Raw genomic sequence first — 17,994 nt, 5'->3', positions numbered from 1 at the left:
TACCCCTGTCGAACGACTGCTCGCTGGCGTCGAGCCAGGGAATCCGGCGTTCTGCTCCGTGCTGCTCGTGGAGCGCGGCGTCGACCGGGTGCTGTTCGGCTTCGGCCATGTCGGCCGCCGCCGGAAGCTGCTGGAGGTGTCGGCAGCTCGCGATCTGGAGCCGCCCGGCGGAGCTGCGTAACCTCGCCGATGTCGTCCATCCAGGCCGTGACCGCCCGATTCGCGCGTCGGAGTACACCGGGGAAGCGGCGCCGTTGGAGTTCGGAGCGCCTTGAGCAGAGGAGTTGCGGTGCACACCACCCCCGAGCGGACGCCGAGCATGCTGGAGGATCCGCCCGCGGTCGGCCTGGTCGCGGCCACCCGGCTGCTGCGGGCGGAATACGGGATCGACGCCGACGTCTCGGACCTGCGCAGCGAACGGGACCGGAACTTCCTCGCGGTCGCGCCGGACGGCCGGCGACTCGTGGTCAAGGTGTCGAACTCAGGTGACGACCCGGAGCAGATCGCGATGGAGAGCGCCGCGATGCACCACGTCGAGGCGGTCGACCCGGAGCTCCCGATCCCTCGCGTGCTGACCAGCCTCGACGGGCGGTCCGTCGTCACGGTCGCGGCGGAGGACGGGCGTACGCACCTGGTCCGGGTGATGACGGTGATGCCCGGCGACGTCGCCGACCTGACCCCGCTCCCGGACTGGTTCGCGGCCGGCTTCGGCGCGGTGAGCGCGCGGATGACGCGTGCGCTGCAGGGATTCGGCCATTCAGCGGCGTACCGCCGGCTCGACTGGGATCCTCGGATCGTCGCCACCCTCCGGCCGTACGCCGACCGGCTGCCGGACGAGCATCGCCGCGGACCCATGCGCCGGCTCCTGGATCGCTTCGAAGGCCTCGACGCCGCGACCCGCGAGCTGCCCGGGTACGTGCTGCACGGCGACGTGACGTTGAGCAACGTGCTGCTGCGGGACGGCGGCATCACCGGAGTGATCGACTTCGGCGACATGCACCACACCGCCCGGGTCGCCGAGCTCGCGATCAGCCTGACCTCGCTGCTGCGTGCGTCGGACGACCTCTGGGGTGACGCCGGCCGGTTCCTCGACGGGTACCAGCGGGTGCTCCCGCTCGAGCCCGCGGAGGTCGCGCTGATCGGCGAGCTCGTCCTCGCCCGGTCCACGGCGAGCGTGCTCATCTCGGCCTGGCGGGCGCCGCTCTACCCGGACAACGAGGAGTACCTGACCAGCCTTGTGGCCGGTAGTTGGCTCATCCTGGACGCACTCGCGGAGCTCCCGCCGGCCGACCTCGCCGAGCGTTTCCACCGGCTGTGCGGCACCTCCCGCGTCGACTCCGCGCAGACGGCCGATCCCACGCTGCTGCCTCGGCGGCAGTCCGCGCTCGGCGGGCAGCTGTCACCGCTGTTCTACCGGTCGCCGCTGCAGGTGGTCCGGGCCGAAGGTGCCTGGATCCACACCGCGGACGGTCGCCGGTACCTCGATGCCTACAACAACGTTCCGGTCGTCGGGCACGCGCATCCGGCCGTCGTCCAGGCGATCTCGCGGCAGGCCGCCGTACTCAACCTGAACTCGCGCTACCTGCATCCGAACGTCGTCGAGCTGGCGGAACGGCTGACGGCGTCGATGCCGGACGGGCTGGACACGTGCGTGTTCGCCAACTCCGGGAGTGAGGCCAACGACCTGGCCTGGCGGATGGCGCGAGTCGTCGCCGGGCGCGGCGGAGCGATCGTCGCCGACCTCTCGTACCACGGCGTGAGCGAGGCGACCGCGGCGTTCTCGACGAACACTATCCGGCCGACAGGCGCCCGGCGCATGTCGCAGTCTTCGAGGCACCGCGGTCCGCGAGCGACGACGGAATCGCCGCGATGGAACGGGTCCGGGCCGCACGGGCCGTCCTGCGGCGGGCCGGGCACGACCTGGCGTTGCTCGCGGTCGACACGATCTTCAGCAGTGCGGGCATCCTCACGCCGACCGACGCGTTCATGCTCGGTCTGCAGGAGGAGGCGCGGGCCGCGGGCGGGCTGTTCCTGGCGGACGAGGTGCAGGCCGGGTTCGGGCGCGGCGGGCGGAACCTGTGGCGGTTCCAGGACTTCGGGCTGACGCCGGACTTCGTCACCCTGGGCAAGCCGATGGGCAACGGTCATCCGGTGGCGGCACTGGTCACCCGGCGGGAGATCGCCGAGGCATTCGTCGAGGTGGACGAGTACTTCAGCACGTTCGGCGGCAACCCGGTCTCGTGCGTCGCGGCGCTGACCGTGCTGGACGTGATCGAGCAGACCGGCCTGGTCGAGCGCTGCGGCCAGGTGGGGGCCGAGTTGCGAGCCGGTCTGCAGGAACTCGTTCCAGAGGTCCGTGGACAGGGACTCATGGTCGGCGTCGAGTTGCCGGACGCCGGTGGTTTTGCCGAGCGGTTGCGGGAGCACGGCGTCCTCGTCGGAACGACCGGGCCGAGCGGGGGAGTCCTCAAGATCCGGCCGCCCCTGATCTGGGAGTCCGCGGAGGTCGGGCGGTTTCTGTCCGCGTTCCGGAACGCACTGCGTTAGCTACTGTTGGCGGGTGCGCGAACTGGTTGTGCTGGGCACCGGAAGCCAGGTCCCGTCGCGCGAGCGCACCCAGAACGGCTACTTCCTGCGCTGGGACACCGAAGGGTTCCTCTTCGATCCGGGCGAAGGCACCCAGCGGCAGATGCTGTACGCCGGTGTCCCGGCCGGCGCGATCACCCGGCTCTGCGTCACGCACTTCCACGGCGACCACTGCCTCGGTGTCCCGGGGATCGTGCAGCGGCTGTCGCTGGACGACGTACCGCATCCGGTCCGGGCGCACTACCCGGCGTCCGGGCAGACCTACTTCACCCGCCTGCGGCACGCCGCTTCGTTCTACGAGCGGGCCACGTTGCTGGAGGAGCCGGTCGAGGACGACGGCTTGCTGTCGGTCGGGTCGTTCGGCCAGCTGTGGGCCCGTCGCCTCGAGCACCCGATCGAGTCCTTCGGCTACCAACTGATCGAGCCGGACGGCCGCCGGATGCTCCCGGACGAGCTCTCGGAGTACGGCGTGGCCGGGCCGGCGATCGGGAAACTCCAACAGGCGGGCGTGATCGAGATCGACGGCCGGGCCGTGACCATCGAGCAGGTCAGCGAACCCCGGCCGGGTCAGCGCTTCGCGTTCGTGATGGACACCCGGCTCTGCGAGAACGTCCTGCGGCTCGCCGACCAGGCCGACCTGCTGGTGATCGAGTCCACCTACCTCTCGACCGAGACCGAGCTGGCCGGCCGCTTCGGCCATCTGACCGCTCGCCAGGCCGCCCGAGTGGCCCGAGAGTGCGGCGTTCGCAAACTGGTGCTCACGCACTTCTCCCAGCGGTACCTGGATCCGCAGGCGTTCCACGACGAGGCGGCCGAGGAGTTCGCCGGGGAGATCGTCGTCGCCGCCGACCTCACCCGCACCCGGATCCCACCCCGCCGCTGACCTCAGCGCAGCGTCCGGAAGAACTCGCGGACGTCGCCGACCAGCAGCTCCGGCTCCTCGAGCGCCGCGAAGTGACCGCCGTGGTCCACGTCGGTCCAGCGGGTGATGGTGTGCTCGCGCTCGGCGTACCGGCGGATGCTGACGTCGTGGGCCAGGATCAGCGCGGCCGTCGGCACACCGGAGTTCTCCGTGGTCTCGCCCCACGCCGGCTGCTGCGCGTACCCGGCCTACGCCGCCGAACCCGCCGTCCCGGTGAGCCAGTAGATCATCGCGTTGGTGAGCAGCCGGTCCCGGCCGATGAGTTCCTCGGGCAGGGTCTCGGCCGGGTAGGTCCAGGCGCGGAACTTGTCCATGATCCAGGCGAGTTGCCCGGCCGGCGAGTCGACCAGCCCGTAGGCCAGCGCCCGGATCGCCGACCTGGCGGGCTGCAACAAGGCGATGCTGTACGCGTACTTCGGCAGCAAGGACGGACTGTTCGACGCGGTCTACACGGCCGCCGTCGAGCGGTACCTGGCCGACGTCGGCTTCGACACCACCGACCTCCCCGAGTACGCGGCCCGGGTCTTCGACTACTTCGAGAAGCATCCCGAGCACCAGCGGCTCAACGTCTGGTACCGCCTGGAGCGGCCCGAGGGTGCCGCGCTGGCGGCGATCGTCGCGGTCAACGAGAGCCGGCTCGCCGACCTGCGGCGGGCTCAGCGGTCCGGCGTCGTACCGGGAGATTTCAGCCCGGCCGAGCTGCTCGCACTGCTCCAGAGTGTCGCCACCAGCTGGTCCTCGATGAACCCGGAGTACGGCGCCGCCGTGCCGGGCCGCGCGGCCCGTCGCCACGCGGTCGTCGAGGCGGTCCGGCGGCTGCTGGCCGGCTGACCGGTGTGGCGCAGGACACGATCGATTCTCAGCCAACTCATTGGTTCACCCGAAGGAGTTCTCAGTCTCGCGCGCTCTACTCGAAGCCAGAAGGAACAGGCTGAGGCCGGGTCTGGCCGAGGAGGGCACCGGGATGAACGACGACGCGGGACGGCAGGGAGCTGGACAGAGCGGCGGCGCGGAGCAGCAGGGCGCCGGTCAGCAGGGCTTCGGGAACCAGGGGCCTAATCCGCAGCAGCACCCGGGGTACTGGTACCCCACCGGCCCGCAGCAGTACCCGCAGATGCCTCACCACCCGGGGTATCCGCCGTACGGCGGACCGCAGAAGCCGCCGCGGAAGCGTAACCGGCTGCTCGGTGCCGGCGCGCTCGGCCTCGCGGCCGCGCTGGTCGCCGGTTCGCTTGCCTGGGGCATCGATCAGCGGGCGGCCAACGGGTCGCAGCTCGCCCAGCACGCGTTCGACCCGGCGGCCGTGGCGGCCGAGGTGTCACCCGGGCTGGTGAACGTGAACACCGTGCTCGGGTACGAGGGCGCGAAAGCCGCCGGCACCGGGATCGTGCTGACCTCCGACGGTGAGGTGCTGACGAACCACCACGTGATCGAGGGGGCGACCTCGATCTCGGTGACGGACGTCGGCAACGGCAGGACGTACACCGCGAGTGTGGTCGGGTACAACAAGGACCACGACATCGCCGTCCTCAAGCTGACGGACGCGTCCGGGTTGCAGACCGCGAAGATCGGCGAATCGGACAAGGTCGCGGTCGGCGACCAGGTGGTCGGGATCGGCAACGCCGGCGGGGTCGGCGGGACGCCGAGCTACGCGCCCGGTGAGGTGACCGCGCTGAACCAGTCGATCACCGCGACCGACGCGAACGGGCAGAACCCGGAGAACCTGAGCAACCTGATCGCGACCAGCGCCGACATCCGGGCCGGTGACTCCGGCGGGCCGCTGGCGAACGCGTCCGGCGAGGTGATCGCCGTCGACACGGCCGGGTCTGCCGGCAACAACGGCGGCAGCGGACGGCCGGGGCAGGCGGCCGCGAGCGCGCCCATATCAGCGGCGGCGAGCACGGCCACCTCGGCGGCCGCGAGCACGGCCACCTCGGCGACCACGGCGCTCGCCTCGGCGTCGGCCACGGCGTCGCCGGCGGCCGGCACGGCGTACGGCGACGGGAACGGGCAGAACGGTGGTCCCGGGTTCGGACCGGGCTTCGGCAACGGTGGCGGGTCGGGGAACGGCCAGGGACAGGCCGACCCGCAAGGTTTCGCGATCCCGATCAACCAGGCGATGAAGATCGCCGACCAGATCGAGGCCGGCAAGGCCTCCGACACCGTACACATCGGCGAGTCGGCGATGCTCGGAGTCTCGGTCCTGCCGAACGCGGGCACGACCGGCGCGGTCGTCGGCGACGTCCTCGGCAACGGCAAGGCCGACGACGCCGGCATCGAGGCCGGGGACGTGATCACCTCCTTCGCCGGCGAGCCGGTCGACTCGCCCGGCACCCTGTCGCAACTGCTGGACGAGCAGCACCCCGGCGACAAGGTCGAGGTGGGCTGGGCCGACCAATCAGGACAGCAGCACAAGGCAACCATCGAACTCATCACCGGCCCGGTCCGCTGACACCCGGCGCCACCCCCGCTGCAGCGGACCGAAACCGATCGGGCCCGGCGCCTCCTACCCCCTCCGGAGCGCCCGGGCCCGATCGCTGTCTTCGGTCAGGAGAAGAACCCCAGGACGTACGCCGCGCCTAGCGTGAGCGCAGCACCTGGCCGCCGTCCTCGCCGCCCGCAGTTCGGTTCGGCTGACGGCTTCCCCGCTCGGCGCCGCCCTCGGCGGACCGCTGACCACAGCCCTCGGTCCGCGTGCGACGCTCGGCGCGTCCCGCCTCGCGACCATCGTGCTCGGCGTCGTCGCCTGCGCTCTCCTGTCAGCCCGGGCGACCGAAGAAGCCGGTACGCCAACTGGGGTAGGTCGGCATCCACGCTAGCCGGGTACGGGCGTAGTCGTTCGAGGCGCCACGAGCCCACGCCGTGCGAGCGGATCCGGCCGGCGGGGGAGTGGCGGCGCCGACGGACTCGGCGAAGACGGGTGCCCAGGTGGCAGCCGGCGCCGGATCGTCGTCGACGACGTTGACCGGTCCGGTCGGCCAGCCGAGCGCCTGGACCGCGGCGATCGCGGCGTCCTCGACGTGGAGGAAGCTGGTGAGGTCCGGCCCGGACGGCAGGTTGCCGGCCTCGGCCATCAGCCCGCCTCTGGTGTACCAGGTGCCCGGGCCGTAGAGCATCCCGTACCGCAGCACCACCCACTCCGGGGCCTCCGCGGTGATCTCCTCGAGCCGCGCCACCGCCTCGACCGACGCACGGCGGTTGTCGTCGGGTGCGGCAAGATCCAGCGGCGTCACCTCGTCGGCCGGTTCGTCGCCCGGCTCGTAGGCCCACGAGATGCTCTGTGAGATCACCCGGCGTACGCCGGCGGCGAGAGCGGCGTCGACCAGGTTCCGGGTGCCCACCCGGCGGATCCGCAGGTTGCCTGCGAAGTCGCGCGTACTCAGGTCGGTCAGCTGGTGCATCACGATGTCCGGCCGGGCCGCCGCGACCACGCCGCGCAGCGAGTCCGCGTCGTACACGTCCCCGGCGACCGCTGTCACGCCGCGGTCGCGCAGGGCTGCCGGGTCACGTCTGGTGAGCGCGGTGACCTCGTGACCGGCGGCGAGCAGGAGTGGCACGAGCAGGCGCCCGATCGCACCGGAAACGCCGGCGACAAAGATCCTCACAGCGCTCAGGCTAGGTGATCCTCGCCACCTCGACGGTGGTCCATTCGGCAGGTGATCTCATGGGCCATTTCGTCCACCTACTGAACAGCTGTCTCAGTAAGTGGGCGCTGCCCCGGTGATCGGCGTGTGACGCCGCTAACATGGTGCGGCCAGGTCGAGAGGCGCTGCAACGGACTCTCTGGTCCGCCACGCTCGACCCGGGTTCCGACTGCAAGGGCGCCTCCGGAGATTTTCTGGAGGTGACGGCAGATGAGTGAATCCGCTCTACGGGAGCTGCTGGATCAGCGGGTCGCGGTCCTCGACGGCGCCTGGGGGACGATGCTGCAGTCGGCGAAGCTGACGACCGCCGACTACCAGGGCGACCGGTTCGGCGACCACACCCACGATGTCACCGGCGACCCCGACCTGCTCAACCTCACCCGGCCCGACGTCATCCTCGACGTCCACCGGCAGTATCTGGCGGCCGGCGCGGACATCACCACCACGAACACCTTCACCGCGACCAGCATCGGGCAGGCCGACTACGGTCTGCAGGAGTACGTCCGGGAGATGAATGTCGCCGGAGCACGACTGGCCCGGCAGGCCGCCGGCGAGTTCGGCAACCGATTCGTAGCCGGTTCCATCGGCCCGCTCAACGTGACCCTGTCGTTGTCGCCGCGGGTCGAGGACCCGGCGTACCGGGCGGTGACGTTCGAGCAGGTGCGGGCGGCGTACGCCGAGCAGATCGCGGCGCTGGCCGAGGGCGGCGTCGACCTGCTGCTGATCGAGACCATCTTCGACACGCTGAACGTGAAGGCCGCGATCATGGCGGCCCGCGAGGTCGCGCCGCACCTGCCGCTGTGGATCTCGGTCACCATCGTCGACCTCAGCGGGCGGACGCTGTCGGGCCAGACCGTCGAGGCGTTCTGGAGCTCGGTCGAGCACGCCCGCCCGCTGGTCGTCGGCGTCAACTGCTCCCTCGGTGCCGCCGAGATGCGCCCGCACGTCGCCGACCTGGCCCGGTTCGCCGACACCTACGTCGCCTCCCACCCGAACGCCGGCCTGCCGAACGCCTTCGGCGGCTACGACGAGACGCCCGAGCAGACCGCCGGCATGCTCCGGGAGTTCGCCGAGTCCGGCCTGGTCAACATCGTCGGCGGCTGCTGCGGCACGACGCCGGCCCACATCGAGCAGATCGCGGCGAACGTGGCCGGCCTTGAACCGCGGAACGTCGTACCGCCGAACGAGACCACCCGGTTCTCCGGGCTGGAACCGTTCAGGATCGGCCCGGACACCGGGTTCGTGATGATCGGCGAGCGGACCAACGTGACCGGGTCGGCCCGGTTCCGCCGGCTGATCGAGGGCAACGACTACCAGGCCGCGGTGGACGTGGCGCTGGAGCAGGTGCGCGGCGGCGCCAACCTGCTGGACGTGAACATGGACGCCGACCTGCTCGACAGCGAGCAGGCGATGACCACCTTCCTGAACCTGATCGCGACCGAGCCCGAGGTGGCCCGGATCCCGATCATGATCGACAGCTCGAAGTGGTCGGTGCTGCAGGCCGGGCTGAAATGCGTGCAGGGCAAGGGCGTGGTCAACTCGATCAGCCTGAAGGAGGGCGAGGAGCAGTTCCTCGACCAGGCGCGGCGGATCCGCGACTACGGCGCCGGCGTGGTGGTGATGGCCTTCGACGAGCAGGGCCAGGCGGACACCACCGAGCGCAAGGTCGAGATCTGCGCGCGGGCCTACGACCTGCTCACCCGGAAGGCCGGCTTCCCGCCCGAGGACATCATCTTCGACCCGAACGTGCTCGCCGTGGCGACCGGGATCGCCGAGCACAACGGCTACGCGAAGTCGTTCATCGACGCGCTGCCGCTGATCAAGGAACGCTGTCCCGGCGTGCACCTGAGCGGCGGCATCTCGAACCTGTCGTTCTCGTTCCGCGGCAACGACGTCGTCCGGGAGGCGATGCACTCGGCGTTCCTGTTCCACGCCGGCAGGGCCGGGCTGGACATGGGCATCGTGAACGCCGGCCAGCTCGCGGTGTACGCCGACATCCCTGCGGACCTGCTGGAGCTGGTCGAGGACGTGCTGTTCGACCGCCGGCCGGATGCCACCGACCGGCTGGTGTCCTTCGCCGAGACCGTCAGCGGTCGCGGGACGAAGCGCGAGGTCGACCTGTCCTGGCGTGAAGGGACCGTCGAGGAGCGGCTGTCGCACGCGCTCGTGCACGGCATCGTCGACTTCATCGAGGACGACACCGAGGAGGCCCGGCAGAAGCTGCCGCGGCCGCTGGAGGTGATCGAGGGCCCGTTGATGGACGGGATGAAGATCGTCGGCGACCTGTTCGGCGCCGGCAAGATGTTCCTGCCGCAGGTGGTGAAGAGCGCCCGGGTGATGAAGCGCTCGGTCGCCTACCTGGAGCCGTTCATGGAGGCCGAGAAGGAGCAGGCCCGGCTGGAGGGCCGCGCCGAGACGGTCCGCGGCCAGGGCAAGATCGTGCTCGCCACCGTCAAGGGCGACGTCCACGACATCGGCAAGAACATCGTCGGTGTCGTCCTCGGCTGCAACAACTACGAGGTGATCGACCTCGGCGTGATGGTGCCGGCGGCAAGGATCCTGGACACCGCCGCGGCCGAGGGCGCCGACGCGATCGGGCTGTCCGGACTGATCACGCCGTCACTCGACGAGATGGTCGGCGTCGCCACCGAGATGCAGCGCCGCGGTCTGAGGCTGCCGTTGCTGATCGGCGGCGCGACCACGTCGAAGCAGCACACCGCGGTCCGGATCGCCCCGGCGTACGACAGTACGACGGTGCACGTGCTGGACGCGTCCCGGGTGGTCGGCGTGGTGTCGGATCTGCTCGACGACGAACGCTCCGAGGAACTTGCCAAGCGCAACGCCGTCGAGCAGGAGCGGCTGCGTGAGCAGCACGCGAACAAGCAGCGCAGCCCGTTGCTGTCGCTGGCCGCGGCGCGCGCCAACGCTGAGCCGGTCGACCACGACGAACCGCCGGTGCCGGCGTTCACCGGGCTGCGGCAGGTGTCGCCGTCGATCGACATGCTGCGGGCGATGATCGACTGGCAGTTCCTGTTCCTGGCCTGGGAGCTGAAGGGCAAGTACCCGGCGATCCTGGACCAGCCGGTCGCCCGCGAGCTGTTCGACGACGCGAACACGCTGCTCGACGAGATCATTGCCGACGGCTCGTTCACCGCCGAGGGCGTGTACGGCTTCTGGCCGGCCCACAGCGAGGGCGACGACATCGTCCTCGACGGTCATGACGTGTCGTTCCCGATGCTGCGGCAGCAGACCGAGAAGCCGGCCGGGCGGGCCAACCGGTGCCTGGCGGACTACGTCGCACCGGCCGGTGACCACCTCGGCGGCTTCGGCGTGGCGATCCACGGTGCCGAGCCACTCGCGGCGTCGTACGAGGCGCGCGACGACGACTACCGGGCGATCATGGTGAAGGCGCTGGCCGACCGGCTGGCGGAGGCGTTCGCCGAGTGGATCCACCTGGAGGCCCGGCGGGCCTGGTTCGAGCCGGACGCCGAGCCGGTGCTGGCGGACCTGCACGCCGAGCGGTTCCGCGGAATCCGGCCCGCCCTCGGGTACCCGGCCAGCCCGGACCACAGCGAGAAGAAGGAGCTGTTCGACCTGCTGGAGGCGGAGAAGATCGGCCTCGGCCTGACCGAGTCCTACGCGATGACCCCGGCCGCGGCGGTCAGCGGCCTGATCTTCCAGCACCCGGCGTCCCGGTACTTCAGCGTCGGCCGCCTCGGCCGTGACCAGATCGAGGACTACGCCGCCCGGCGGGGGCTCCCGGTCGGCGAGGTCGAGCGCTGGCTGCGGCCGAACCTGGCCTACGACCCGGACTGAGATGTCACACTTCGGCGCCCGAACGACTCCTAGCGGGTGTGGGAGCACACGATGAGATGAGTCCGGACGCGGCGACCGAGGTGTTCGTCGGGCATCGGGAACTGCTGTTCTCGATCGTCTACAACATCCTCGGCAGCGTCGCGGACACCGAAGACGTCCTGCAGGAGACCTGGCTGGCCTGGTCGAACCGGTCCGGAGTCGAGAATCCACGGGCGTACGTCGTGCGCATCGCGGTGAACGCGGCGGTGGCCCGGCGGACGACGATCAACCGGCGCAAGGAGGAGTACGTCGGTCCGTGGCTGCCGGAACCGGTGATCACGCCGGCCGACCCGGTCGAGCGGGCGGAGGCGGTGTCGCTCGCCGTCCTCGTCGTTCTGGAGACGTTGACGCCGTTGGAGCGGGCAGTCTTCGTGCTGCACGAGGTGTTCGGGTACGCGCATCCGGAGATCGCCGAGATCGTCGGCCGCACGCCCGCCGCGGTGCGGCAGCTGGCCCACCGGGCGCGGGAACACGTCCGGGCGCGGCGACCACGTTTCCCCGCGGATCCGGGCGTGCAGCAGGAGGTGACCCAGCGGTTCATCGATGCCGTGGTGGGCGGGGATCTGAACGCGTTGATGGACGTGCTCGCGCCGGACGTCACGCTCTGGGCCGACGGTGGTGGGAAGGCGCGGGCCGCCGGCCTGCACCCGATCCTGGGGCGCGACCGGATCGGGCGGCTGATCATCGGCGACCGCCTCCGCCACCCGGTGGCGTCCCTCGGCATCCGCTACCGAACCGTCAACGGCGACCCGTCCGCGCTGCTGCTGTCGGGTGAGACACCGTTCGCCGTGATCGTGCTGGACGTCGAGGACGACCAGGTGACCGGCATCTACGCGATCACCAACCCGGACAAACTGGCGCGCGTCGAGGTGGACTGAGATGACCACCACCGTCGTTGTCGTCGTGGCGGTGACCGTCGCCATGAACGCGTTCTCCGGGATCGCCGCCCTGCTGCACTGGAAGGCGATCCTGCCGGGGATGGCGAAGGCCGACGTCCCGGAGTCCTGGCTGACGTTCCCCATTGGCACGCTGAAGACGGCCGGGGCGGCCGGTCTCCTGGCGGGGTTGCTGCTCGGCGTGCCGTGGCTGGTGGCCGCTGCCGCGACCGGGCTGGTGCTGTTCTTCGTCTGCGCTTTGTTCACGCATGTCCGAGCGTCCGACTACACGGCGCAGTTCGGGCTCGCCATCGTGTTCCTCGGGGCGGCGAGTGCCTCCTTGGTGCTTACCCTGACTGCATGACAGCTTCCTCCCGCCCAGCCGTGCCCGCGGACGCCGAGGCCGTCGCCGCCATCTGGTACGCCGGGTGGGGCGACGGGCACCTCGGTCACGTGCCGGACGAACTGGTCGCGATCCGGACCAAGGAGTCGTTCTGGACCCGGGCCGCCGAGCGCGTCGGCGACACCACCGTGGCGGTCGTCGGTGACGAGGTTGCCGGCTTCGTGATGGTGGTCGGGGACGAGGTCGAGCAGGTGTATGTCTCCCGCGACCACCGTGGCTCTGGGATCGCCGGCGTGCTCCTCGCCGAGGCCGAGCGCCAGGTGAAGGCGAACGGCCACGCCGAGGCCTGGCTCGCGGTCGCCACCGGCAACGCCCGGGCCCGCCGCTTCTACGAACGCAGCGGCTGGACCGACACCGGCGCCTTCGACTACCCGGCCTCCGCCGACCACGGCACCCTCCCGGTCCCCTGCCACCGCTACACCAAGCAGGTCTGATTTCGGCGCGGGAGAAGCCCGTGGAGGAGGGTGGTGAGGGAGTCGCGGAAGGAGGGTTCGAAGTCGAGCCGGATGGCGGTGAGCGTGGGGTCGGCTTCGTAGGCGGCCTGGATGGCGGGGGTGGGGTGTGAGTGGGTCCAGATGGCGCCGGCGAGCATGCTGGCGTTGGAGATGAAGCGGGAGGCGATCTCGACGCCGACCCGCCCAAGCGCTCCCTGGACCCCGAGGCCAACGCCCGGCTGTGGCGGACGGCCGAGGAACTGACAGGTGTCTTCCTGCCCACTCACGTCTAGTCTGCGGGCATGAGCGAATGGTCGACCGGTGAGATCTACGAGTCGTACGTGGGGCGGTGGAGCCGGCTGGTCGCGGCGGAGTTCGTCGGCTGGCTGGACCGGCCGCCCGGTCTGCGCTGGCTCGACGTCGGCTGCGGTACGGGTGCTCTGACCAGCACGATCCTGCGTACGGCGGACCCGGCGTCGGTGCTCGGTGTGGACCCGTCGGAGGGGTTCGTGGGCTACGCCCGCCGGACGGTCGACGACGACCGCGCGAGCTTCGAGGTCAGGTCCGCGGCCGAGCTTCCGGACGGCCCGTACGACGCGGTCGTCGCCGGCCTGGTGCTCAACTTCGTCCCGGAACGGGTCGAGGCGCTGCGCCGGATGCGTGAGATCGGTTCGACGGTCGCGGTCTACGTCTGGGACTACGCCGACGGCATGCACCTGATGCGGCACTTCTTCGACGCGATGATCGAGGTGCGGCCGCAGGACCGCGAGCACGACGAGGGAAGGCGGTTCGCGTTCTGCACGGCGGAGGGTCTCGAGGAGCTGTTCGCCGAGGCCGGATTCACCGCGGCCGGCACGCGCGAGATCGTCGTACCGACGGAGTTCGCCTCGTTCGACGACTACTGGGGGCCGTTCCTCGGCGGGCAGGGGGTCGCGCCGGCGTACCTGCGCAGCCTGCCCGAGCCGGATCAGGAGGTCCTGCGGGAGGCGGTCCGGGCACGGCTGCCGATCGAGGCTGACGGCTCGATCCGGCTGACGGCGAGAGCGTGGGCCGCGAAGGCGGTCAGCTGAGGTAGTCGGTGCGGCGCCGGCCGGACAGAAGGTCGTCGGTCCACTCGCCCCTGAACCACGAGGTGGCCGGCCGCAGCCCCTCCCGGCGGAAGCCGACGCGTTCGAGGAGCCCGCGGACGGCCTCGGTCGCGTTTCCCTCGTCTTGGAACGCCGGTGACCCCGTGAACCCGGCCTCGGGCTGCCTGAGGTTCTCGTGCTGGCTGATCTCCTCGGCATCCGCGACGGTGAAGCGGCGCAGGCCCAGCCGCTCGGTTCGCGCGAACATTCGCTCACCATGTCAAAACCACGGCCCTTGCTCCGTCGTACCAGTGAGAGGAGCGCGCCATGAAGTTCTTGCTGATCCTGCAGGGTGACGACACCGGCCGGGGCGAACCGTACGCCGACCTGAGCCGCGACGTGTTCGAGCACACGGCCCACGAGGCCGGCGAGCTGGTCGGCGGTGAGCTGCTGGCCGATCCGGAGCTGGCGGTCACGGTTCCCGGCCGTGTCCGCGCAACCCCGATCGACGCCTACTACCTGATCGACGTGGAAACGCCGGCCCGCGCGATCGAGCTGGCGTACCTCCTCCCGGACACCCGCACGCCCGGCCGATCGGTGGAGATCCGCGCGGTCATGCGCACGACCGCGTTCGATCTCTAACGGGTGACCGCGAACCGCAGGTTCGAGGCCAGCGGGTTCTCCGTCAGGCTCAAGCGCTCGAGGCGGACCGTGCGGCCGCCCGGATGATCGAAGAGCCTGGTGCCGTCGCCGAGCATGACCGGTGCGTAGCAGAGCAGGACCTCGTCGAGCTGGCCCGCTTCGACGCACTGCTTGGCGATGCTGGCGCCGATCACGTTGACGTAGTTGTCACCGGCCGCCTCCTTCGCCAGCGCGAGCGCCTCGGCGAAGTCGTCGACGTACGTGACTCCAGGTTCGGGATCCGTCGGCGGGCGGTGGGTGACCACGAACATCGGTCCGTCCCAGCCGCCGCCGAACGCCTTGCCCTCGCCTTCGTCGCCCTTGTGCGGGTCGTCGCCGTCGTGCGACCGGCGGCCGATCAGCAGCGACCCGATCCGCGGGACCAGCTCCTCGATCTCCGGGTTCGGGCCCAGGTACGGCCGCATCCACTGCATGTCGCCGTCCGGTCCGGTGATGAACCCGTCCACCGACATCGTCACCGAGTACAGCACTTTCGCCATCAGAAACCTCCGGCTCGCTCGACCTTACCCAGGATGAGACGAGCGGGCCGGGGAAAACTCATCGCGGCCCGACGTCCGCCGGGGTGAGGGGGCGGTTGAGCGGGGCGGACGGGCTGTACTCGTCGGCGCCGACGTCCGCCCGGCCGGTGCGCGGGTGTCCGTCGACGTCGCGGGTGACGTTCGCATAGGTCCTGCTCGCCGCGTTGATCGCCGGGCTGCCGGAGCTGAGCCGACGGACGCCGTCGGAGCCGGTGGTGAGCTGCGGGTCCTTCCGGCTGAACCCACCGGGGATGTTGCCGTCGGCGGCGGCGCCCCAGCAGAGGTTGCCGGACCAGCTGATGCCCTGCAGGTACGGCATCGACACCAGGACCCTGCCCGCGTCGCCGACCAGAAGGTTGTCGGCGATCGTGCACTCGCGGGGAGGCAGCGTCCGCTGGGACTCCCCGCTGATCGCCGTACCGCAGGACAGGATCGTGTTCAGCGCGATCGTCACCCGGTCCGGCGCGTCGTTGCCGCGGCGGCTCTCCGGCGAGTCCTCGGGCTTGTGGTCCTGCACGTTCCCGCTGCCGAGCACGACCCCCGAGCCGCCGATCCGCTCGAGGTAGTTGTTGACGATCATATGGTCGTTGCCGTAAATCCGGATTCCGTTGCTTCCGGCAAGGAGGTGGTTGCCCTCGACCCGGGACCGGTTGCCGTGCCGCAGCACGATCCCGCCGAGGCTGTCGCGAATGGTGTTGTACCGGATGGTGTTGCCGGACGACTTCACCGAGATCGCCTCCGGGTCGCCGTCGACGCGTTCGAACAGGTTGTACTCGACGATCGCGCCCGCGTCGCTGAGCGACCGGCCGCTCAGACCGAGCCGGATCGGCTCGCCGCCGTTGTCGCCGGCGAAGGTGTGGTCGGAGAAGTGGTTCCGGCTGATCCGGACGCCGCGCGCCATCGTGTCGGACCTGGGTCCCTCCACGCCGAGGAAGACGCCGAGGGTGGACCTGCCGTGGAAGTGGTTGCGTTCGACGGTCGCGTGGTCGCCGCGGATCATCAGCCAGTGCAGCCCTTCGACATCGGCCAGCTGGAAGTCGTTCCGGCTGATCCGGACGTGGTGGCAGCTCGTCGGTACCTCGAACGTCGTCCGCTGCCGCAGGTCGAACCCGCTCACCGTCACGTACGACGAGTCGCCGAACACGAACCCTCGGCTGCCGGTCAGCGTCACCCCGCCGATCGACTCGGCGCGCACGGTGATCGGTGCGTCGGCGGTACCGCGCTTGCCCTGGATCGCGATCGTCCGGCCGTCCGGTACGGCGTACGTCCCGTTGGCGAGCACGATCTCGTCACCCGGTCCGGCGGCCGCGATCGCGCGCCGGAGCTCGTCGAGCGTGCGTGCCCGGACGGCCCGGGCACGGTTGGTGGCGGACGAGTGGGCGGGTGGGACGACGACGCCGGTGGTGGCGAGGCCGACGCCGACGGTGGTCAGGAAGGTTCGGCGATGCATGTTGTCCTCCAGATCGGGGCGGTGGTCCGGAATGTGTCGCTCAGTCTGGGCGGGCAACTACCGTCGGGCAAGCGCTTACCGAGGAACCGGGCCTGATGTCCCGCCAGGCGGGACGGAGCCGCCGGCAGTTCCGCGGCCGGTCGGTGGCCCACAAATCCCTGGTGCGTCCGCCCCCGGATCGCCGATCATGGGACGCATGTCTCCGAAGGCCGCTGCCGCTCACTGAGTCCGCGACACCTCGCCGGATCACGCCCGTCACCCCCGACGGGCCTCGTCAGCGTGCAGCCCTTTCGGCCTTTGGAGCTCATCATGCACACCCTGCCGACGCGGGCGTGGATCGAGATCGCCTGTGACGAGTCGGGATTCTCCGGGAGCAACCTCCTGGACCCCGGATCGCCGGTGATCACCCACGCGGGCGTGGATCTCGCCGTACCGGAGGCCGCCGAGGTGGTCGCCGTCCTCCGGTCGTCGTTGCGGCGCCGCGGATCCACCGAGTACAAGTCCAACCTGCTGCTGCGGCCCGAGCAGCGGCTCGAGCTCGAGTGGTTCCTGACCGCCCTATGCGGCCGGGCGCACGTCCACGTCATCGACAAGACCTGGTACCTCGCCCGCCGGGTGATCGAGTTGCTCGTCGCCGAACCGTCGTACGGCGCCGGCCTCAGCCTGGACCGCGATCACTACGCCGCCGCGCTCGACGTGTACCGGGCACCGGGCCGGACGGCGTTCCTGGACGCGTTCGTCGCGATGACGCGGACCAAGCGGCTCAAACTGCTCGACAACGGATCGATCGACCGCTTCTTCGAGACGGTGCCGGCCGGCGTCCCCGCACTGCGGGAGGTGACGCGTGCACACGTGGAAGCCGTCCTGCTGCGGTTGATCGACGACGATCCGGCGATTCCGCCCCCGCTCGAGCCGATGGTGCCCGCACTGGCCGAGACCGCGTTGTTCTGGAGCGCCGGCCACCGGTCGGTGGCGGTCGTGCACGACGAGCAGAGTGCGCTGACCCGGCACCGGCTCGCCAGACTGCGCACGTACCTGGCCGGGGCAGCGTTCCCGGCGCCCCCGCCGCTGCTGACCGTGACTCAGGTCGACTCGCGACACGATCCGCGCGTGCAGGTGGCCGATCTGCTGGCCGGTATCGCGCGTCGGCTGCACAAGCGACCGAGCCGCTTGCTCCGGCCGTACCTGGTGGGCGGGCCACCCTCCCTCGACCCGCCCACCGGATGTGATCAGCCGGCCGGTTGGCGGGTGTAGCTCCGGGCGACCTCGATGCCGAGGATCTCCGGCCGGCCGGCCGGTTCAGGGCCGAGAACCTTGGCCAGCACCGGGCCGAGGCGGTCGGCGAAGAACCGGTCGGCGTGCTCCTTGGTCTCCCAGAGCGTGACCACGCGGAGCCCGTCGGCCGTCGTCCCGAGGTACCGCGCCTGCAAGCCCTCGACCTGTGTCTCGCCGAGTTGGTCCAGCACCTGGTCGAACTGCTCGATCGCCGCGAACGGCGGGGTGGCGACTGCGATCCACTGCATGATTCCTCCTTCGAT

20 protein-coding genes, 1 pseudogene and 1 riboswitch are annotated in these 17,994 nt (G+C 70.6%); of the genes and pseudogenes, 13 read left to right on the top strand and 8 right to left on the bottom strand.

The genetic code is table 11. The features are described from left to right. The first annotated feature begins 58 nt into the window (after nt 1-58). From E1218_RS37710 to E1218_RS03320, 4 genes and pseudogenes are all read left to right on the top strand, one after another. Nucleotides 59-181 (top strand): hypothetical protein, encoded by a 123-nt coding sequence (locus E1218_RS37710; RefSeq protein WP_267900269.1) that lies wholly within the window; start codon nt 59-61, stop codon nt 179-181. A 138-nt stretch (nt 182-319) separates the two neighbouring features. Next, nucleotides 320-1,780, top strand: a pseudogene (locus E1218_RS03330) (aminotransferase class III-fold pyridoxal phosphate-dependent enzyme); the annotation flags it as partial. Nucleotides 1,781-1,869: 89 nt separating this feature from the next. After that, nucleotides 1,870-2,547: an aminotransferase class III-fold pyridoxal phosphate-dependent enzyme gene (locus E1218_RS37705; protein ID WP_132316088.1), complete on the top strand. Its 678-nt coding sequence runs from the start codon at nt 1,870-1,872 to the stop codon at nt 2,545-2,547. A 13-nt stretch (nt 2,548-2,560) separates the two neighbouring features. After that, a complete protein-coding gene (locus tag E1218_RS03320) occupies nt 2,561-3,469 on the top strand; it encodes a ribonuclease Z (RefSeq protein WP_132316086.1) in 909 nt (302 codons plus the stop codon). Between the two features lie 2 nt (nt 3,470-3,471). Here the strand turns inward: E1218_RS03320 and E1218_RS36515 are convergent, their stop codons facing one another. Then, nucleotides 3,472-3,645, bottom strand: coding sequence for a hypothetical protein (locus E1218_RS36515; protein ID WP_202865746.1), 174 nt, complete (start codon nt 3,643-3,645; stop codon nt 3,472-3,474). 51 nt (nt 3,646-3,696) lie between these two features. After that, nucleotides 3,697-3,933, bottom strand: coding sequence for a hypothetical protein (locus tag E1218_RS36510; RefSeq protein WP_202865745.1), 237 nt, complete (start codon nt 3,931-3,933; stop codon nt 3,697-3,699). Here E1218_RS36510 and E1218_RS03310 point away from each other — a divergent pair. Continuing rightward, nucleotides 3,908-4,339, top strand: coding sequence for a TetR/AcrR family transcriptional regulator (locus E1218_RS03310; protein WP_165949105.1), 432 nt, complete (start codon nt 3,908-3,910; stop codon nt 4,337-4,339). The two genes, E1218_RS36510 and E1218_RS03310, sit on opposite strands and share 26 nt — an antisense overlap. A 133-nt stretch (nt 4,340-4,472) precedes the next feature. Further along, a complete protein-coding gene (locus E1218_RS03305) occupies nt 4,473-5,960 on the top strand; it encodes a S1C family serine protease (RefSeq protein ID WP_132316082.1) in 1,488 nt (495 codons plus the stop codon). Nucleotides 5,961-6,267: 307 nt separating this feature from the next. Here the strand turns inward: E1218_RS03305 and E1218_RS03295 are convergent, their stop codons facing one another. After that, nucleotides 6,268-7,113, bottom strand: coding sequence for an NAD-dependent epimerase/dehydratase family protein (locus E1218_RS03295; protein WP_132316080.1), 846 nt, complete (start codon nt 7,111-7,113; stop codon nt 6,268-6,270). Nucleotides 7,114-7,263: 150 nt separating this feature from the next. Beyond that, nucleotides 7,264-7,342, top strand: a riboswitch (S-adenosyl-L-homocysteine riboswitch). 20 nt (nt 7,343-7,362) lie between these two features. Between E1218_RS03295 and metH the strand changes: the two genes are divergently transcribed. Genes metH through E1218_RS03275 form a run of 4 tightly spaced genes read left to right on the top strand, consistent with a single transcriptional unit; the run spans nt 7,363 to nt 12,719 of the window. Continuing rightward, entirely contained in the window at nt 7,363-10,968 is a 3,606-nt protein-coding gene (metH, locus tag E1218_RS03290) for a methionine synthase (RefSeq protein WP_132316078.1), read from the top strand. A gap of 56 nt (nt 10,969-11,024) precedes the next feature. Continuing rightward, nucleotides 11,025-11,885, top strand: coding sequence for an RNA polymerase sigma factor SigJ (gene sigJ, locus E1218_RS03285; RefSeq protein ID WP_132316076.1), 861 nt, complete (start codon nt 11,025-11,027; stop codon nt 11,883-11,885). 1 nt (nt 11,886) lies between these two features. Continuing rightward, nucleotides 11,887-12,246 (top strand): DoxX family protein, encoded by a 360-nt coding sequence (locus E1218_RS03280; RefSeq protein WP_132316074.1) that lies wholly within the window; start codon nt 11,887-11,889, stop codon nt 12,244-12,246. Further along, nucleotides 12,243-12,719 carry a GNAT family N-acetyltransferase gene (locus tag E1218_RS03275; RefSeq protein WP_132316072.1) on the top strand — a complete coding sequence of 159 codons (477 nt, stop codon included), beginning with the start codon at nt 12,243-12,245 and terminating at the stop codon, nt 12,717-12,719. The genes E1218_RS03280 and E1218_RS03275 overlap by 4 nt, the downstream gene beginning before the upstream one ends. Here the strand turns inward: E1218_RS03275 and E1218_RS03270 are convergent. After that, nucleotides 12,701-13,006 carry a hypothetical protein gene (locus E1218_RS03270; RefSeq protein WP_132316070.1) on the bottom strand — a complete coding sequence of 102 codons (306 nt, stop codon included), beginning with the start codon at nt 13,004-13,006 and terminating at the stop codon, nt 12,701-12,703. The two genes, E1218_RS03275 and E1218_RS03270, sit on opposite strands and share 19 nt — an antisense overlap. Nucleotides 13,007-13,021: 15 nt before the next feature. Here E1218_RS03270 and E1218_RS03265 point away from each other — a divergent pair, with 15 nt between their 5' ends. Next, nucleotides 13,022-13,789 carry a class I SAM-dependent methyltransferase gene (locus E1218_RS03265; protein ID WP_132316068.1) on the top strand — a complete coding sequence of 256 codons (768 nt, stop codon included), beginning with the start codon at nt 13,022-13,024 and terminating at the stop codon, nt 13,787-13,789. Here the strand turns inward: E1218_RS03265 and E1218_RS03260 are convergent. Further along, the gene (locus E1218_RS03260) at nt 13,782-14,054 is read right to left on the bottom strand and encodes a hypothetical protein (RefSeq protein ID WP_202865744.1); all 273 of its coding nucleotides are present in this window, start codon (nt 14,052-14,054) and stop codon (nt 13,782-13,784) included. The genes E1218_RS03265 and E1218_RS03260 overlap by 8 nt on opposite strands. A 59-nt stretch (nt 14,055-14,113) precedes the next feature. On the opposite strand from E1218_RS03260, the gene E1218_RS03255 reads away from it, so the two are divergent. Further along, entirely contained in the window at nt 14,114-14,428 is a 315-nt protein-coding gene (locus E1218_RS03255; protein ID WP_132316066.1) for a YciI family protein, read from the top strand. Here the strand turns inward: E1218_RS03255 and E1218_RS03250 are convergent. Continuing rightward, complete coding sequence (locus tag E1218_RS03250) at nt 14,425-14,967, bottom strand: dihydrofolate reductase family protein (RefSeq protein ID WP_132316064.1); 543 nt, start codon at nt 14,965-14,967, stop codon at nt 14,425-14,427. The genes E1218_RS03255 and E1218_RS03250 overlap by 4 nt on opposite strands. A gap of 58 nt (nt 14,968-15,025) precedes the next feature. Beyond that, complete coding sequence (locus tag E1218_RS03245; RefSeq protein WP_132316062.1) at nt 15,026-16,456, bottom strand: polysaccharide lyase 6 family protein; 1,431 nt, start codon at nt 16,454-16,456, stop codon at nt 15,026-15,028. 309 nt (nt 16,457-16,765) lie between these two features. On the opposite strand from E1218_RS03245, the gene E1218_RS03240 reads away from it, so the two are divergent. Further along, nucleotides 16,766-17,710 (top strand): DUF3800 domain-containing protein, encoded by a 945-nt coding sequence (locus E1218_RS03240; RefSeq protein WP_132316050.1) that lies wholly within the window; start codon nt 16,766-16,768, stop codon nt 17,708-17,710. Here E1218_RS03240 and E1218_RS03235 read toward each other — a convergent pair. Next, nucleotides 17,686-17,979 (bottom strand): hypothetical protein, encoded by a 294-nt coding sequence (locus E1218_RS03235; protein WP_132316048.1) that lies wholly within the window; start codon nt 17,977-17,979, stop codon nt 17,686-17,688. The two genes, E1218_RS03240 and E1218_RS03235, sit on opposite strands and share 25 nt — an antisense overlap. Nucleotides 17,980-17,994 lie beyond the last annotated feature (15 nt).

It is taken from the genome of Kribbella turkmenica (genome assembly GCF_004348725.1).
GTDB lineage: Bacteria > Actinomycetota > Actinomycetes > Propionibacteriales > Kribbellaceae > Kribbella > Kribbella turkmenica.
The sequence above is the reverse complement of the archived record's forward strand: the minus strand, read 5'-3'. Positions and strand labels throughout refer to the sequence as shown.

Bases quoted from the DNA above. Each gene is read 5' to 3' on its own strand.
- E1218_RS03275 (WP_132316072.1), top strand. From the start codon at position 12,243: ATGACAGCTTCCTCCCGCCCAGCCGTGCCCGCGGACGCCGAGGCCGTC.
- E1218_RS03245 (WP_132316062.1), bottom strand. From the start codon at position 16,456: ATGCATCGCCGAACCTTCCTGACCACCGTCGGCGTCGGCCTCGCCACC.
- E1218_RS03310 (WP_165949105.1), top strand. From the start codon at position 3,908: ATGCTGTACGCGTACTTCGGCAGCAAGGACGGACTGTTCGACGCGGTC.
- E1218_RS37705 (WP_132316088.1), top strand. From the start codon at position 1,870: ATGGAACGGGTCCGGGCCGCACGGGCCGTCCTGCGGCGGGCCGGGCAC.
- E1218_RS03280 (WP_132316074.1), top strand. From the start codon at position 11,887: ATGACCACCACCGTCGTTGTCGTCGTGGCGGTGACCGTCGCCATGAAC.
- E1218_RS03305 (WP_132316082.1), top strand. From the start codon at position 4,473: ATGAACGACGACGCGGGACGGCAGGGAGCTGGACAGAGCGGCGGCGCG.
- E1218_RS03240 (WP_132316050.1), top strand. From the start codon at position 16,766: ATGCACACCCTGCCGACGCGGGCGTGGATCGAGATCGCCTGTGACGAG.
- metH (WP_132316078.1), top strand. From the start codon at position 7,363: ATGAGTGAATCCGCTCTACGGGAGCTGCTGGATCAGCGGGTCGCGGTC.
- E1218_RS03265 (WP_132316068.1), top strand. From the start codon at position 13,022: ATGAGCGAATGGTCGACCGGTGAGATCTACGAGTCGTACGTGGGGCGG.
- E1218_RS03250 (WP_132316064.1), bottom strand. From the start codon at position 14,967: ATGGCGAAAGTGCTGTACTCGGTGACGATGTCGGTGGACGGGTTCATC.
- E1218_RS03260 (WP_202865744.1), bottom strand. From the start codon at position 14,054: ATGTTCGCGCGAACCGAGCGGCTGGGCCTGCGCCGCTTCACCGTCGCG.
- E1218_RS03235 (WP_132316048.1), bottom strand. From the start codon at position 17,979: ATGCAGTGGATCGCAGTCGCCACCCCGCCGTTCGCGGCGATCGAGCAG.
- E1218_RS03255 (WP_132316066.1), top strand. From the start codon at position 14,114: ATGAAGTTCTTGCTGATCCTGCAGGGTGACGACACCGGCCGGGGCGAA.
- sigJ (WP_132316076.1), top strand. From the start codon at position 11,025: ATGAGTCCGGACGCGGCGACCGAGGTGTTCGTCGGGCATCGGGAACTG.